The sequence below is a fragment of the Cellulomonas sp. Root137 genome (assembly GCF_001426725.1).
Lineage (GTDB): Bacteria > Actinomycetota > Actinomycetes > Actinomycetales > Cellulomonadaceae > Cellulomonas.
The window spans coordinates 162679-177569 of record NZ_LMFG01000002.1 but is presented as its reverse complement, the minus strand read 5'-3'; the positions used below and the strand labels follow the sequence as shown (position 1 = coordinate 177569).

Below are 14891 nucleotides of genomic sequence, written 5' to 3'. Positions count from 1 at the left end.
CCGTCCACTGTAGGTGGGCGCCGAGCCGCCCGGGCACACGCGCCCTACGTTGGGCCCATGACCGACCCGCACCCGCCCAGCGTGGCGCTGCTCACCGACCGGTACGAGCTCACCATGCTGCAGGCCGCCCTCGCCGACGGGACCGCGGACCGGCGCTGCGTCTTCGAGGTGTTCACCAGGCGGCTCCCGGCCGGCCGGCGGTACGGGGTGCTCGCGGGGACCGGGCGGGTGCTGGAGTCCCTCGAGAGGTTCCGGTTCGGGGCGGCCCAGCTCGACTGGCTCGCTCACGAGGGGGTCGTCGACGACGCGACCCTGACGTTCCTCGCCGACTACCGGTTCACCGGCTCGATCGTCGGGTACGCCGAGGGTGAGGTGTTCTTCCCGTCGTCCCCGGTGATGGTGGTCGAGGGCACGTTCGCCGAGGCCGTGCTGCTGGAGACCCTCGTCCTGTCGATCCTCAACTACGACTCGGCGGTCGCGTCCGCGGCGTCCCGGATGACCAGCGCGGCCGTCGATAGGCCGTGCCTCGAGATGGGGTCGCGGCGGGCGCACGAGGAGGCGGCGGTCGCGGCGGCCAGGGCGGCGGTCGTCGCGGGGTTCGTCGGCACGTCGAACCTCGAGGCCGGGCGCCGGTACGGCCTGCCGACGATCGGCACCGCGGCCCACGCCTTCACGCTCCTGCACGACGACGAGGCAGCGGCGTTCGCCGCGCAGGTCGCGTCGCTCGGGACCGGCACCACGCTGCTCGTCGACACCTACGACGTCCGGCGCGGTGTGGAGCTCGCCCTGGCGGCGGCCGGGACCGGCCTGGGCGCGGTGCGGCTCGACTCCGGCGACCTCGGCGTCCTGGCGCACGAGGTGCGGGCGCAGCTCGACGAGGCGGGCGCGCAGGGCACGAAGATCACGGTGACGTCGGACCTGGACGAGTACGCGATCGCGTCGCTCGCGGTCGCCCCGGTGGACTCCTACGGGGTCGGCACCTCGGTGGTCACGGGATCGGGAGCGCCGACGTGCGGGATGGTCTACAAGCTCGTCGCCCGTGAGGGGGCCGACGGGGCCCTGGCGCCTGTGGCCAAGGCGGCGCGCGGCAAGATCAGCGTGGGCGGCCGCAAGGCGGCGGCGCGGCGGCTCGGTCCCGACGGCCGGGCGGTGGAGGAGGTGCTCGTCACGGGGCGCGACGACGACGTCGTGACCTGGTCGTCCTCCGACGCGTCGCTGCGCGCCCTGCACGTCCCGCTCGTCACCGACGGTGTGGTCGACACCGCGTGGACAGGCCCGGACGGCGTGCGCCGGGCAGCAGAACGGCACCGCGCCTCGCGGGACGAGCTGCCGCGCGGGGCGCGACGGCTGTCTGCCGACGAGGCAGCGGTGCCGACCGTGGCGCTGCGGCTCGGGGACTGAGGGGCCCGAGCCGCAGCGCCGGTACTGCGGAGTGTGTTCCGTCGAGCTAGACGCGCGAGCGGCCCCGGCCGACCAGCCCCAGGATCAGGCTGACGACGAGCACGATGACGCCGATCCAGATGAGGAACTGGCCGATGTTCGTCGCCACGCCAAGGATGACGAGGACGACGCCGACAAGGATGAGGATGAGCCAGGTAGGCATGGTTGACCCTTTCGATCTGTGGTCACCGATCAGGCGGTCCGGGGGTACCCGGCGCCGTGGTCACAGGACAACGGTGGCAGCCCTGGCCGCACTCGGCACGTCGAGAGAAAAGTTGCGCGGGGGAACCGAAATGCTATGTGGTCGCGCGTCCAGGGCCGTGACCTGCGGTTTTACTGCGGATTTGCCCTGTCCGCATGATGAGACGGCCCTTGCAAGTCACCCGCTCGTGGATGTAATCGCGCGATGCTCATCGAGCATCGCCCCGACGCACGTCAGCGCTTGCCGACGAACCACCCGCGCACCATCGCCACGCGCGCGGTGAGCTGGTCGGGATCGGCCAGGGCGACCTCGGGCCCGCCGCACCGGCGCCGCAGCTCGTTGTGCACGGACCCGTGCGGCTGACCGCTCTTGCGCGCCCACGCCCCCACCAGCTGCGAGAGCTCCTTGCGGAGCTCCGCCTGCTTGCGGTGGTCCATCTCCGCCAGTGCCTCCGCCGGCGCGCCCTTGTTCTTCCGACCGCTGATCTGATCGGCCTGCCGCTGCCGCAGGAGCGCCGAGACCTGGTCCACGTCGAGCAGCCCGGGCAGGCCCAGGAAGTCCAGCTCCTCGTCGGAGCCCATCTCCGCGCCCGTGCCGAACTCGCCACCGTCGAAGAGCACCCGGTCGAAGGACGCCTGCGCCTCGAGCGCCTCGAACGCCCCCTGCTTGCCGTCCGGGCCAATCTCGTCGGCGCCGTTGCGCTCCCGGTTCGCCTCGTCCAGCAGCCCGTCGTCGAGCCCGACGTCGATGCCCTGCTCCTCGAGCGTCTTCGGGCGGTCCAGCGCGTGGTCCCGCTCGAGCTCCAGGGTGTTGGCCAGCGCGAGGAGCTGCGGGACGCTCGGCAGGAAGACCGAGGCGGTCTCCCCCCGCCGGCGCGCACGCACGAACCGGCCGACCGCCTGCGCGAAGAACAGCGGCGTCGCGGTGCTGGTCGCGTACACGCCGACGGCCAGCCGGGGTACGTCCACGCCCTCGGAGACCATCCGGACGGCCACGAGCCAGCGGGAGTCGCCCGCGGAGAACTCGTCGATCCGGTCGCTGGCGCCGTCGTCGTCCGAGAGCACGATGGTCGGGGACCTCCCGGTGATCCGCGCCAGGTGGCCGGCGTACGCGCGGGCGTCGGTCTGGTCCGTGGCGATCACCATGGCGCCCGCGTCGGGGATGGCCCGGCGCACCTCGGTCAGGCGACGATCGGCCGCCGCGAGGACGCTCGGGATCCACTCACCGTTCGGGTCCAGGGCCGTGCGCCACGCCTGCGCGGTGATGTCCTTGGTGAGCGGCTCGCCCAGGCGGGCACTGATCTCGTCGCCCGCCTTGGTGCGCCACCGCATCGAGCCGCTGTACGACAGGAAGATCACCGGCCGCACCACGTGGTCGCGCAGCGCGTCGCCGTACCCGTAGGTGTAGTCGGCCACGCTGCGCCGGATGCCGTCGCCCCCTCGGTCGTAGCGCACGAACGGGATCGCGGCGGTGTCGGAGCGGAACGGCGTGCCCGTCAGGGCGAGCCGGCGGGTGGCGCCCTCGAACGCCTCCCGCACCGCGTCGCCCCAGGACAGCGCGTCGCCGCCGTGGTGCACCTCGTCGAGGATCACCAGCGTGGGTGCGGCCGCAGTCCGTGCGGCGTGCAGCGCGGGCTTGCTGGCCACCTGGGCGTACGTCACCGCGACGCCGTCGAAGCCGTGCCCGTGCCGGCCCTGCGCGTTGCTGAAGTTGGGGTCGAGGGTGATGCCCACCCGGGCGGCCGCGTCGGCCCACTGCCGCTTGAGGTGCTCCGTGGGCGCGACGACGGTCACCCGCCGGACCAGCTTCGCCTCGAGCAGCTCGGTGGCGATCCGCAGGGCGAACGTCGTCTTGCCGGCGCCGGGCGTGGCCACCGCGAGGAAGTCGCGCGGGTTGGCGGTCCGGTAGTGCTCGATCGCCTCCGCCTGCCAGGCGCGCAGCTTGCCCGCCGTTCCCCAGGGCGCACGCGCGGGGAACGCCGGCGGCAGCTGGGACGCCGCAGACGAGGACGCGTGGGTCGAGGGGAGGGAGGACGGGCGCGGGGCGGCCGTCACGCGCCGCCGCTGCCGGGGTTGCGGCCGAAGCCCCACTTCCGGCCGCCGCCGGAGTCCTTGCCGCCCTCGTTCTTGTCGCCGTCCTGCGGCTCCCGGAGGCCCTCGTAGATCTCCTTGCACACCGGGCAGACGGGGAACTTGTTCGGGTCCCGGCCGGGCACCCACACCTTGCCGCAGAGGGCGATGACCGGCTTGCCGCTGATCGCGGAGTCGAGGATCTTCTCCTTGCGCACGTAGTGCGCGAACCGCTCGTGGTCCCCCGGCTCGACCTGCTCCGTGGTCTCCTCGCGCTCCAGCACGCTGGTCGACGTGCCCGGGTCCGAGGAGAACGGGTCGTCGGGTCCGGTGCGCTGCGGCAGGGGCTCGGTCATGGCGTGAAGTGTACGTCGGGGCTCGGACACCGTCCGGGGGCGTCCGCGGGTGGGACCGGGCTCAGAGGCCCTGCCAGGCCGGCTTGGAGGCGAACGTCTCGCGGTAGTAGGCGGCCAGCTGCAGGCGGCTCGCGGCGGCCTCGTCGACGAGCACCGTGACGTGCGGGTGGTGCTGCAGGACCGTCGCGGGCCACATCGCGCTGACCGGCCCCTCGACCAGCTGGTGCACGGCCTCGGCCTTGCCCTTGCCGGTGGCCACCAGGACCAGGTGCCGCGCGGACATGATCGTCGCCAGCCCCTGCGTGAGGACGTGCTGCGGGACCTGGTCGACGTCGCCGCCGAAGAACCGGGCGTTGTCGTCGCGCGTCTGCCGGGTGAGCGTCTTGATGCGCGTCCGCGACGCGAGCGAGGAGCCGGGCTCGTTGAACGCGACGTGCCCGTCGGTGCCGATGCCCAGGATCTGCAGGTCCACGCCGCCCACGGACGCGATCGCGTCCTCGTACGCCGCGCAGGCCCCGACGAGGTCCTCCGCGAGGCCGTCCGGCCCCTGCACCGCACCGGGCGCGAAGTCCACCCGGGACACGAGGTCCTTCTCGATGACGTTGCGGTAACGCTCCGGGTGGTCCGCAGCGAGCCCGACGTACTCGTCGAGCATGAACGCGCGGGCGCGCGCGAACGACAGCCCGTGCTCGGCGTGCCGGCGGGCCAGCTCGTCGTAGACGGCGAGCGGGCTCGACCCGGTGGCGAGCCCCAGCACCGCGTCGGGCTGCTCCCGCACCAGCTGCTCGATGGCCGAGGCGGCCAGGCGGCCCAGCTCCGGGCCCGGCGCGATGACGACCTCCATCAGACGTACTCCCCTCTGCCCAGCAGGGCCGCACCGACCGCGCCGACGGGAACGTCGGCGGGGGCAAGACTCACGCGCTTCGCCAGACCCATGGTGGCGAGGAACGGCGACGCCTGCGCCTCCCTCTCGAGCTCCGCGGTCACCGCCCGCAGCAGCGGCTGACCGAGCGCGCTCACGCCGCCGCCGATCACCACCAGCTCGACGTCGCAGGTCAGCACCAGGATCCGCACCGCGGCGGCGACGGCCCACGCGAACTGGTCGCGGATCTCGACCGCGCGCGCGTCACCGGCCTCGGCAGCGGCGAACAGCTCCTCGGGCGCGGGACGCCCGTACCGGCTCGGCCAGGCGGCGTCGAGCGCCGACCCGGAGGCGTACTGCTCGAGGCAGCCCAGCTGACCGCACTTGCACGGCAGGCCGTCGGGCACGAGCGTCAGGTGCCCGATCTCGCCCGCGCCGCCCGTCGAGCCCCGCCGCAGCCGGCCCTCGAGGAGCAGACCGGCGGCCAGGCCCGTGCCGAGCGCCAGGAACGCGAGGTCGTGCACCACGGCGTCGTCGGTCGAGGCGTGCTCGCCGTCGACCGTGTGGGCAGCACCGACGACCGCGACCGTCAGGTCGTTCTCCACGCGGACGCGCACCCCGAGCCGCTCGGCGACCAGCGCCGCGAGCGGGGTGCGCTCCTCGATGCCGAGGTTGACCGCGTGCTCGACGGTGCCGTCGGTGGGATCGACCACGCCGGGCAGGCCGATGCCCACCCCGGCCAGCTCGGTGACCGCGATGCCCGCGCCCGCGGCCAGCTCCTCGACCACGGCGACCGCCGTGGCGACCACCCCGTCCGCTCCGGCGACGCTGGCCGACCGCAGCTGGTGACGGACCACCCCGCCGGCGTCCAGCAGCACGCCGAGCACCTTGGTGCCCCCGACGTCCAGCCCGACCGACCACGGCCGCGCTCCCCCGTCCGACGCGCGCCTCGGCGGCGTCGGGATCCCCTGCGTGCTCACGTCAGCCCTTCACCGCACCCGCGACGAGCCCGGACGTCATCTTGTTCTGGACGAAGAGGAAGAACACGATCACGGGGATCGCGATCAGTGCGGACCCTGCCATGACCACGCCCCAGTCGGTGGCCCGGTTGGACTCGACGAGCCCCTGGAGCCAGAGCGGGAGGGTGCGCTGGGCGGGGTCGGTCATCACGACCAGGGCCAGGGTGTACTCGTTCCACGCCTGCAGGAAGCCGTACACGCCGGCGGCGACCAGCCCGGGGGCCAGCAGCGGGAACGTGATGCGGAAGAACGCGCCGGTGCGCGACAGGCCGTCGACCATCCCGGCCTCCTCGAGCTCGATGGGCACGCCGGCCACGAACCCGCGCAGCATCCAGATGGTGAAGGGCAGGATCGCCGCCGTGTAGACGAGCGCGAGGCCTGCCACCTTGTTCACCAGGTTCCAGCCGTCGAGCATCTGGTACTGCGAGATGAACAGGCCCTCGGCCGGGATCATCTGCACCACGAGGATGGTCAGGATGAAGCCCTTGCGTCCGCGGAACCGGAACCGGCTCACCGCGAGGGCCGCCAGGAACGCGAAGATCAGCGCGGCGACCAGCACGATCGCGACCACCGCGAGCGACACCCGCATCGACGCCCAGAAGCTCGGGTCGTCCAGCACGCGCCGGAAGTTGGACAGCGTCCCCTCGACCGGGAAGAACGTGGGGGTCGGCGTCTGCAGCTTGTTCAGCGGCAGGAACGCGCTGTTGATCATCCAGTAGATGGGGAAGACCCAGGCGACCGACAGGACGACCGCCAGCACGCCGAGCGCGCGGCGACCGCCGCGGGACTGCGCGCGTCCGGCCTCCGAGGAGCGCACCGGGCGGCCCGGCACGGGGTCCAGCGTGGTCGGGGCGGGTGTGGCGAGGGCGCTCACAGCTCGTCCTCCTTCAGCATCTGCCGGATGTAGAACCCGGTGAGGGCGAGCGTGATCACCAGCATGATCGTGGCCAGCGCGCCGGCCATCGAGAACTCGCTGGCGTACGAGTAGATGAGGGTGCCCAGCAGGTTGGTCTCGCGGGTCGGTGCGCCCGCGCGCTGGAGCACGTAGATCTGCGTGAAGACCTTGAAGTCCCAGATGACCTGCAGCAGCAGCACGATCGACAGCACCGGACGGACCATCGGGATGGTGATGTTCCAGAACCGCTGGCGGGACGACGCCCCGTCGAGCTGGGCCGCCTCCATCGTCTCCTCGGGCACCTGGAGCAGGCCGGCGTAGACCGAGAACGCCACGAACGGCACGGACATCCAGACCACGATGACGGTCGCCACGAAGTAGAACGACAGCGGCTGGATGATCCACGAGTGGCCGGCCATGTCGTCCAGCCCGAAGACGTGGGCCAGCACGTAGTTGATGACGCCGTACTGCGAGTCGAACAGCCACTGCCACACGGTCATCGACGCGAGCACCGGGGTGCCCCAGGCGAGCAGCAGGGCCACCTGCAGCGTGATGCGCGAGGCCTTGCCGATCCGGGTCATGAGGACCGCGAACGCGACGCCGACGAGCATCGTCACCGCGGCGTTGACCAGGCAGAAGGCGATCGACCGGCCGATGACGGTCCACACGTAGGGGTCCGTCAGCAGCTCGGTGTAGTTCTGCAGGCCCACCCACTCGGCGGGCTGGCCGAACTGCTGGCGCAGGCCGTACTCCTGGAAGGAGATGACGAACTGACGGACCAGCGGGTACCCGAGCGCGACGCCCATGAGGATCGCGGCGGGGACGAGCAGGCCGTACACGCCGAGCTTGCGGCGGCGGCGACGCGGGAAGACGACTGCTGCGTCGTCCTGCTGCAGCGCGGGGGCAGTGGCTGCCATGGGGAGAGCTCCTGTCTGGTGGCGCAGCCGGGCCGGCCTGCGACGGCAGGCCCGACTGCACCGGGATCACCTGGTCCGGTCCCGGCCGGTCGCGTCGGGGACGCGACCGGCCGGTGCCGTGATCAGTTCAGTGCGTCCTCGAGGAGCTGGTCCGTCTCGGCGGCAGCCTCCTTGACGTCCGCACCGGTCGCGAGCTTCTGGAAGAAGTCCTCCAGGATGCGGTCACCCTCGACGTCGGCCCACTTCTCGGCCGCCGGCGTGAGCTTGGCGTTGAGCGCGGCAGCGACGGCAGCCGCGGCGTACACGTCGTCACCCATCGAGGCGGAGTACGCCGTGTTGCCCGGGATCAGGCCGTTCTCGCCGAGCATGTTCTGGAACTCCTCGGTGAAGATGATCCGCACGAGGCTCTTGGCCAGCTCCGGGTGCTTGGACTTCGCGGCGACGGCGATGTTCGAGCCGCCCGCGAAGCCGTTCGCGAAGGAGCCCTCGTCCAGGCCCGGCAGCGGGAAGACGCCGGTGTGCTCCTCGTTGCAGGCCTGCTGCTCGCCGCGCAGGGCCTTGGCCGCGTCGGACGTGTCGTCCGGGTCGACGGCCTTGTTGCAGGCGGGCAGGTCGATGCTCCAGCGCGCCCAGGTGGGCGCCGAGAACATGGCCGACTGGCCGGCGTTGAACGGGACCCACGGCTCGTTGGAGTCGCTGTCGGCCGGGGCGTTCGTCGCGTTCGCGAAGAGGTCCTGGACCTCCTCGAGACCCTTGATCGACTCCGGCGAGGAGAGCGCGCCCTTCCAGGCGTCGCCGTCCTTGACCGCGAGGTCACCGCCGTTGGTGTAGATCCAGGCGGCGCCGTTGTACCAGTCCTGGCCGGGGAACCAGAAGCCCGACTGGGTGTCGGACTGCAGCTTCTTGGCCACCTCGGTGAAGTCGGCGAGCGTCGTGGGGACCTCGACGCCGGCCGCGGCGAACGCGTCCTTGTTGTAGAACACGGCACGCGCACCGGAGTAGTACGGGGCGGCGTAGAACTTGCCGTCCGCGCTGCCGGCGTCGACGAAGCCCTGCAGCAGCTTCTCGCCGCCGAGCTCGTCGTACATGTCCGTGATGTCGGCGAAGGCGCCGGCGTAGGTGAAGGTCGGCGACTGCGTGTTGCCGATCTCGACGACGTCGGGCGTCTGGTCGGCCGAGCCGAGCGCCGTCTGGAGACGCGGCACGAGGCCGCTCCAGTCCTGCTCCTCGATGACGAGCTTCGAACCGGGGTTCTCCGTCTCGAACGTCGTGACCAGGTACTCACGCAGGGCGTCGGGAGTGTCCGTGCCGTTGAGCCACAGCTTGATCGTGGCGGGCTCGGGCGTGCCGTTGCTCGCGCTCGGCGTGTCGCCGGCGTCGTCGCCGGTGCCACAGGCGGTGAGCGTGAGCGCGGCCGCCACGCCGACGGCCGCGAAACGTAGGATCTTCACGTTGGGGTTCCTCCCGTGAGCGAGGCGTGCGCCGGACGGCGCCGCCGGGTGGTTCTTCCGACCTGCAGTGGGCCGGCTGGGGGTCGTCACGAGACCCCCAGCTGGCCTGACAGGACCAGGACTGCCGCGCCAGCGAGAGCCCCGTCCTCGTCGAGGGATCCCATCCGCAGTGCCAGTCCGTGCCCGATGACGGGCATCGTGCGTGCGCGGACGGTGGCCAGCGCCGACTCGCGCAGAGGACCGTCCAGCAGCTCCGGGGGGCCGGAGAGCAGGACCTCCGCGAGGTCGAGCGCACTGACGACGGGTGCCAGGGCGATGCCCAGCAGCCGTCCGACCGACGCCAGGGCGGCGTCGGACTCTTCGGGGGTGAGACCGGCGGTCCGGCGGCGCAGGGCCGGGACGCTCAGCACGGTCTCGAGGCAGCCGGTGCGGCCGCAGGCGCAGTCCAGCGGCGGCTCGTCGCGCGCGTCGCCGTCCACGACCGTGACGTGCCCGATCTCGCCGGCCGCGTGGTGCCGGCCGAGCACGAGCGCGCCGTCCACGACGATGCCGGCGCCGACGCCCTCACCGATGGTGAGGACCATGCAGCCGGAGCCCGCCGCGGAGCCGTAGGTGAACTCGCCGAGCGCGCGGGTGTTGGCGTCGTTGGCCACGTGCACCGGGACGCCCAGGCTCTCGGTGAGGTTCGCCGCCAGGGGCAGGTCGTACCAGCCACGGTTGGGCGCCTGGACGACCGTGCCGTCGAGGTCGATGACGCCCGGCGAGGCGATGCCGACGCCGATGACCGGACGGGTCGCGGCCGCCAGCAGCTCCCGGCACAGGCTCTCGAGCAGCTCGGCGGCGGGCTGGCCGGTGCGACCCTCGAGGGCGACCGACCGGCGGACGACGACGGCGCCGACGAGCGTGAGCACGGCACCCAGCAGGTGCGTGTCGTCGGTGAGGTCCACGGCGACGATCTGGAACGCCTCGGTCCGCATCCCGACGAGCGTGGCCGGCTTGCCGACCTTCCCCTCGACGCGGACGCCCAGCTCCTCGACCAGCCCCTCGGCGATCAGCGCGGCGACCATCCCCGACACCGTGACGCGGGTCAGTCCTGTGCTGCGCGCGATGTCGGCGCGGGACGCCGGCCCGATGTGGAAGAGGTGCGCGAGCACCAGCGACCGGTTGTGGGCACGCGCGTGCTCCGGCAGCACCTTGCCCGTCGGGCGCAGCGCCCGACCGACTCCGTGTGCTGCCGCGAGGGGCTGCGTTGTTGCCGTCACGTTTGTTAGTAGACCTTCCTTACAAATCTGCGTCAAGCCTGGATTGTGACCGTGACCACATCGTGACCGGACGTTCACCCGCCTGACTCATGGGATGACTAGCGCGGAAACGATTCAACGTGACCAGCGGGAACGCGCGGAACAGGCGATGAGGTCCATGCGTTCGCACGGACATGGAACTCGGCCTGTACACGTTCGGTGACGTCCACCCCGATCCCGTCAGCGGGGCGCGGGTCTCCCCCGGTCAGCGGATCCGGGAGGTGCTCGAACGGGTGAGGCTGGCCGAGGAGGTCGGCCTCGACTACGTCGGCATCGGCGAGCACCACCGCCCCGACTACGCCATCTCGTCGCCGTCGACAGTCATCGCGGCCGCGCTCGCGCAGACGTCCCGGATCACCGTCGGGAGCGCCGTCACCGTGCTCTCCACCGAGGACCCCGTGCGGGTGTACCAGCAGTTCACGACCATGGACCTGCTCTCCGAGGGCCGCGTCGAGCTGCTCGCCGGCCGCGGCTCGTTCATCGAGTCCTACCCCCTCTTCGGCGCTTCCCTCGACGACTACGACGAGCTGTACGACGAGAAGATCCAGCTGCTCCTGAAGCTCGACGAGGCCGAGCGGATCACCTGGCAGGGGCGGTTCCGGCCGGCCCTCGACGACGCTCTGGTGCTCCCTCGCCCCTTCGGCGAGCACCTGCGCATCGCCGTCGCGACCGGCGGCCACCCGCAGTCGTCGGTCCGCGCGGGAGTCCTCGGGCTGCCCATCAGCTACGCGATCATCGGCGGCCAGCCCGCCTCGTTCGCGCCGCTGGTGGACCTGTACCGGCGCGCCCACGAGCAGTCCGGGCACGACGAGTCCGCGCGGTTCGTGTCCGTGGCCGGGATGGGGTTCGTCGCCGACGACGGGAAGGCGGCGCGCGACTACTTCTACCCGTACTGGTTCGAGTCCATGCGTCGGATCTCGTCGGAACGCGGATTCCCGATGCCCAACCGGATCTCGTACGAGTCCCAGGCGGCGCGCGGCGGCGCGTACTTCATCGGCGAGCCCGAGCAGATCGCCGAGCGGATCGTGGCCCTGCACGGCGTGCTGCACCACGACCGGCAGGCGTTCCAGATGGACCTGTCCGGGGTGCCGCAGAAGGAGTCGCTGCGTTCCATCGAGCTGCTGGGGACGCAGGTCGCTCCCCTGGTGCGCGAGGCCTTGGGTCAGTCCATCCGGCCCGACTCGTAGGCCCACATCGCCAGCTCGACGCGGTTCCGGGCGGCGAGCTTGTCCATGAGGCTGCCGAGGTGCGTCTTCACGGTGCTCAGGCTGATGTGCAGCTCGTCGGCGATCTCGGCGTTGGTCCTCCCGCGCGCGACCGTGACCAGCACCTCCTCCTCGCGCCCGGTGAGCGGGGCGATCGGCTGAGCCACCCGGGCGCGGGACCCGGCGGCCGCGAACGTCGCGAGCAGCCGCACGGTGACGTTGGGGGCGATCAGCGCGTCCCCGGCCGCTGCCGCGTGCACGGCCTGGACCAGCAGCTCCGGTCCGGCGTCCTTGAGCAGGAAGCCCCGAGCACCGGCCTTGAGCGCGCCGTGCACGTACTCGTCCAGGTCGAACGTCGTGATCACCACCACCGCGAGCGGGTCCACGACGTCGGGGCCGGCGAGCCGGCGGGTGGCCTCGATGCCGTCCATCTCCGGCATCCGGATGTCGAACAGGCAGACGTCCGGACGCAGCTGGCGCGCCAGCGAGACCGCCTGGCGACCGTCGGCGGCCTGGCCCACCACCTCGATCCCGGGCTGCGCGTCGAGGATCATCGCCAGGCCGGTGCGGACGATCTCCTGGTCGTCCGCGACCAGCACCCGGATCGTCATGCGGCCGCCCCCGCCCGGGGCAGCACCGCGGCCACCGTCCAGCCGCGATCCGGACCGGGGCCCGCGTCGAGCGTGCCGCCCAGGAGCGTGGCGCGCTCCGTCATGCCGACGATCCCGTACCCGGTGGCGCCGCGGCCCTGCAGCTCACCGTCGTCCGCGACGGTGAGGCGGACGCGCTCGTCGTCGGCAGCGACCCGGACCGTGACCTGCGACGCGTGCCGGGCGTGCCGGACGGCGTTGGTCACCGACTCCTGGGCGAGCCGGTACAGGGCGGCGCCCACCGCCGGCCGCAGGTCGTCGAGGTCCCCAGAGAGCTCGACCTCCACGCGCGGCGGGCCAATCACCGCGCGAGCCAACCGCTCGATGTCGGCCACCCCGCGCTGCGGCGTGAGGTCCGCGGCGCCGTCGTCACGCAGCGCGCCGACCATGAGGCGCATCTCCGTCAGGGCACGAGACGCCTCCGCCTCGATGACCCGGAGCGCGTCGACGGCGGCCGCCGGGTCGACCGCGGCCACCACACGACCCGCCTGAGCACGCACCGCGATGGCCGACACGTGGTGCGCCACCGTGTCGTGCAGCTCCCGCGCCAGCTGCTCCCGCTCGCGCACCCGCACCTGCTCCCGCTCCCGCAGCCGGGAGCCGGCGCCCGCCCGGACCCCGGCCCCGATGGCGCCGGGCGACAGGACGAACAGGAGCTCGAGGATCGCGTCCGGCACCCCCGTGTAGGTGCCGGCGATCCCCAGGGCCGCGCTGACCACGACGAGCGGCAGCCCGAGCATGACCTCACGACCGCTCCCCCACCGGCACAGTGCGTAGGGCAGAAGGAGGACGCAGACCGAGGTGTAGAGCGCGAGCTCACCCGCCCCGCCCACCAGGACCACGACGTCGACCACGGCCAGCGTGCCGAACACCCCCGCCACCGCGGCCAGCGGGTGGGTCCGCCGCCACAGCAGGGACACGACGATCAGGAGCGTGACGGCCAGGGCGAGCGGGCGCCACAGGACGTCCGGACGCAGCACGGCCTCCAGGACCGCGGTCGGCACCAGGAGGCCGACGAGCACCCAGTCCCGCCACACCCGCGCGGGCGCGCCGGGCGCTCGGGGGGCGGTCCACAGGGGACGCAGGGCGGGGATCATGTCTCGCAGCCTAGGGATCGGCGCTGCTCAGCGGCTCGGCCGAACGGTCGAGGACCCCCTCGGACCCGAGGCCCAGCCGAGCGCACCGCGGTGGCGCACCGACTCGCTCGCCCGGAGCACCCCCTCCGCCAGCGCCGCGCGGACATCCACTCCCCGGGCGAGGGCGGCCGCGGTCGCGCCGTGCAGCACGTCACCGGCCCCGAGGGTGTCGACGACCTCCGACGCGGGCACGTCCGGCGGCTGCAGGACGGACGACGTCCGCACACCGTCCGCGCTCGTCGCACGGATACGCACCGGTCCCCCGCCCGCTGACTGCGCGACGAACCCTGGGCCGAGCTCCGCGACCGCGTCGAGCACCCCGTCGCCCGCAACCCCGGGGAACGCGAGGTCCGCGGACAGGACCGCGTGGTCGACGTGGGCGATCAGCGCCTCCAGCCCCGGCTTCCAGCTGCCCCCGTCGAGCAGGACAGGGATGCCGCGCGTGTGCGCGGCGGCGGCGACCACCCGCGCGGCACCCAGGTGGTGCCCGTCCACGAGCACGGCAGTCGCGCGGGCGAGCACCTGGTCGACGACCGCGTCGGCCGCTCCGCGCAGGTCACCCGCCCCCGTGGCGTTCACGGAGACGACCGCGCGCTCCCCCGTGGACCGCGTGACCAGCACGGTGGACACGGCGGGCGACCCGGGACGGCCGGCCAGGAGATCGACCACCTCGACCCCCGCGGCGACGAGCCCCGCGCGCACCAGGTCGGCCACCGGGCCGGCGCCGAGCGCGGTCACCAGGACCGCGGGGACGCCGAGCGCGACGGCGGTGGCGGCCGCGTTCGCCGCGGGTCCGCCGAACGACACGTCCAGGTCGCCGGCGACCAGCTTCTCGTCCGGGGCGGGGACGTGGTCGACCACCTGCACGACGTCGAGCGTCGCCAGCCCGCAGCACACGAGAAGCGGTGGGGTCCTCATGACCGGGTGTCGGTGAGCACCCACGTGACGACGCCGAGCACCAGCGCCGACAGGAGCACGGCGGGCCACGGTCCGATCGCCGGGCTGAGCAGGTGCGCGCCGACGAAGCAGACCGCGCCGACCAGGACCACGGCCGCGACCCGGAGCCACCCGGCGACGTGCACCGACCGCCACACGCACCACGCGACCCCGGCGACCAGGAGCGCGCCGCCGAGCGCCCGGACGTCGGACAGCTGCGCGACTGCGAAGGCGGCGACGAGGGTCGCCGCGGCGAGGGCGGCGGTCGGGATCGCGGGGACCGGCCCCCGCGGTCTCAGACGCTCGCGGCGGGGTGCGGTGCGGGGCTCGGTCGGCACGTCGACACCCTATTCGCGGCCGGCGTCGCCCCGGACGGACGTCCCGTGCACCCTGTCCCGAACGCCCCCTACGGTGGTGGGGAGCGCATCGACCGCGATCCCTCTCGTTGACCC

15 protein-coding genes are annotated in these 14891 nt (G+C 72.9%); 2 read left to right on the top strand and 13 right to left on the bottom strand.

From position 1 onward, the window contains the following. Positions 1-57: 57 nt before the first annotated feature. On the top strand, positions 58-1401 hold the full coding sequence (locus ASD18_RS13270) for a nicotinate phosphoribosyltransferase (protein WP_056092645.1): 1344 nt from the start codon (positions 58-60) through the stop codon (positions 1399-1401). Positions 1402-1447: 46 nt separating this feature from the next. On the opposite strand, the gene ASD18_RS21355 is transcribed toward ASD18_RS13270, so the two are convergent. The 9 genes from ASD18_RS21355 to ASD18_RS13230 all read right to left on the bottom strand — a co-directional run bounded on the left by ASD18_RS21355 (position 1448) and on the right by ASD18_RS13230 (position 10473). Further along, positions 1448-1603: a hypothetical protein gene (locus tag ASD18_RS21355; RefSeq protein ID WP_186814839.1), complete on the bottom strand. Its 156-nt coding sequence runs from the start codon at positions 1601-1603 to the stop codon at positions 1448-1450. Positions 1604-1875: 272 nt separating this feature from the next. Then, complete coding sequence (locus tag ASD18_RS13265) at positions 1876-3696, bottom strand: DEAD/DEAH box helicase (protein ID WP_056093624.1); 1821 nt, start codon at positions 3694-3696, stop codon at positions 1876-1878. Then, positions 3693-4067, bottom strand: a complete 375-nt coding sequence (locus ASD18_RS13260; RefSeq protein ID WP_056092643.1) for a DUF3039 domain-containing protein — start codon at positions 4065-4067, stop codon at positions 3693-3695. The genes ASD18_RS13265 and ASD18_RS13260 overlap by 4 nt, the downstream gene beginning before the upstream one ends. A 61-nt stretch (positions 4068-4128) precedes the next feature. Continuing rightward, complete coding sequence (gene nagB, locus ASD18_RS13255; RefSeq protein WP_056092640.1) at positions 4129-4911, bottom strand: glucosamine-6-phosphate deaminase; 783 nt, start codon at positions 4909-4911, stop codon at positions 4129-4131. Then, positions 4911-5909: an ROK family protein gene (locus tag ASD18_RS13250; protein WP_235522394.1), complete on the bottom strand. Its 999-nt coding sequence runs from the start codon at positions 5907-5909 to the stop codon at positions 4911-4913. The genes nagB and ASD18_RS13250 overlap by 1 nt, the downstream gene beginning before the upstream one ends. A gap of 1 nt (position 5910) precedes the next feature. After that, complete coding sequence (locus ASD18_RS13245; protein ID WP_082574040.1) at positions 5911-6822, bottom strand: carbohydrate ABC transporter permease; 912 nt, start codon at positions 6820-6822, stop codon at positions 5911-5913. Further along, positions 6819-7760: a carbohydrate ABC transporter permease gene (locus ASD18_RS13240; RefSeq protein WP_056092637.1), complete on the bottom strand. Its 942-nt coding sequence runs from the start codon at positions 7758-7760 to the stop codon at positions 6819-6821. The genes ASD18_RS13245 and ASD18_RS13240 overlap by 4 nt, the downstream gene beginning before the upstream one ends. Before the next feature lie 122 nt (positions 7761-7882). Beyond that, the gene (locus ASD18_RS13235) at positions 7883-9211 is read right to left on the bottom strand and encodes an extracellular solute-binding protein (protein WP_056092634.1); all 1329 of its coding nucleotides are present in this window, start codon (positions 9209-9211) and stop codon (positions 7883-7885) included. Between the two features lie 86 nt (positions 9212-9297). Next, positions 9298-10473, bottom strand: coding sequence for an ROK family transcriptional regulator (locus ASD18_RS13230; protein ID WP_056092632.1), 1176 nt, complete (start codon positions 10471-10473; stop codon positions 9298-9300). A 173-nt stretch (positions 10474-10646) separates the two neighbouring features. On the opposite strand from ASD18_RS13230, the gene ASD18_RS13225 reads away from it, so the two are divergent. Then, complete coding sequence (locus tag ASD18_RS13225) at positions 10647-11699, top strand: LLM class flavin-dependent oxidoreductase (protein ID WP_056092629.1); 1053 nt, start codon at positions 10647-10649, stop codon at positions 11697-11699. Here the strand turns inward: ASD18_RS13225 and ASD18_RS13220 are convergent. The 4 genes from ASD18_RS13220 to ASD18_RS13205 are packed head-to-tail and all read right to left on the bottom strand — an operon-like array spanning position 11675 to position 14777. Then, the gene (locus tag ASD18_RS13220; protein ID WP_056092627.1) at positions 11675-12328 is read right to left on the bottom strand and encodes a response regulator transcription factor; all 654 of its coding nucleotides are present in this window, start codon (positions 12326-12328) and stop codon (positions 11675-11677) included. The genes ASD18_RS13225 and ASD18_RS13220 overlap by 25 nt on opposite strands. After that, positions 12325-13464, bottom strand: coding sequence for a sensor histidine kinase (locus tag ASD18_RS13215; protein WP_056092625.1), 1140 nt, complete (start codon positions 13462-13464; stop codon positions 12325-12327). The genes ASD18_RS13220 and ASD18_RS13215 overlap by 4 nt, the downstream gene beginning before the upstream one ends. Positions 13465-13491: 27 nt before the next feature. Further along, on the bottom strand, positions 13492-14421 hold the full coding sequence (locus ASD18_RS13210) for a PfkB family carbohydrate kinase (RefSeq protein WP_056092623.1): 930 nt from the start codon (positions 14419-14421) through the stop codon (positions 13492-13494). Then, a complete protein-coding gene (locus ASD18_RS13205; protein ID WP_235522393.1) occupies positions 14418-14777 on the bottom strand; it encodes a hypothetical protein in 360 nt (119 codons plus the stop codon). Before ASD18_RS13205 ends, ASD18_RS13210 begins: the two co-directional genes overlap by 4 nt. Positions 14778-14891: the final 114 nt, after the last annotated feature.

What these genes read in the sequence shown, in the direction of transcription:
- ASD18_RS13270 (WP_056092645.1), top strand. Translation starts at nt 58, where the DNA reads ATGACCGACCCGCACCCGCCCAGCGTGGCGCTGCTCACCGACCGGTAC.
- ASD18_RS21355 (WP_186814839.1), bottom strand. Translation starts at nt 1,603, where the DNA reads ATGCCTACCTGGCTCATCCTCATCCTTGTCGGCGTCGTCCTCGTCATC.
- ASD18_RS13260 (WP_056092643.1), bottom strand. Translation starts at nt 4,067, where the DNA reads ATGACCGAGCCCCTGCCGCAGCGCACCGGACCCGACGACCCGTTCTCC.
- nagB (WP_056092640.1), bottom strand. Translation starts at nt 4,911, where the DNA reads ATGGAGGTCGTCATCGCGCCGGGCCCGGAGCTGGGCCGCCTGGCCGCC.
- ASD18_RS13240 (WP_056092637.1), bottom strand. Translation starts at nt 7,760, where the DNA reads ATGGCAGCCACTGCCCCCGCGCTGCAGCAGGACGACGCAGCAGTCGTC.
- ASD18_RS13225 (WP_056092629.1), top strand. Translation starts at nt 10,647, where the DNA reads ATGGAACTCGGCCTGTACACGTTCGGTGACGTCCACCCCGATCCCGTC.
- ASD18_RS13220 (WP_056092627.1), bottom strand. Translation starts at nt 12,328, where the DNA reads ATGACGATCCGGGTGCTGGTCGCGGACGACCAGGAGATCGTCCGCACC.
- ASD18_RS13215 (WP_056092625.1), bottom strand. Translation starts at nt 13,464, where the DNA reads ATGATCCCCGCCCTGCGTCCCCTGTGGACCGCCCCCCGAGCGCCCGGC.
- ASD18_RS13210 (WP_056092623.1), bottom strand. Translation starts at nt 14,421, where the DNA reads ATGAGGACCCCACCGCTTCTCGTGTGCTGCGGGCTGGCGACGCTCGAC.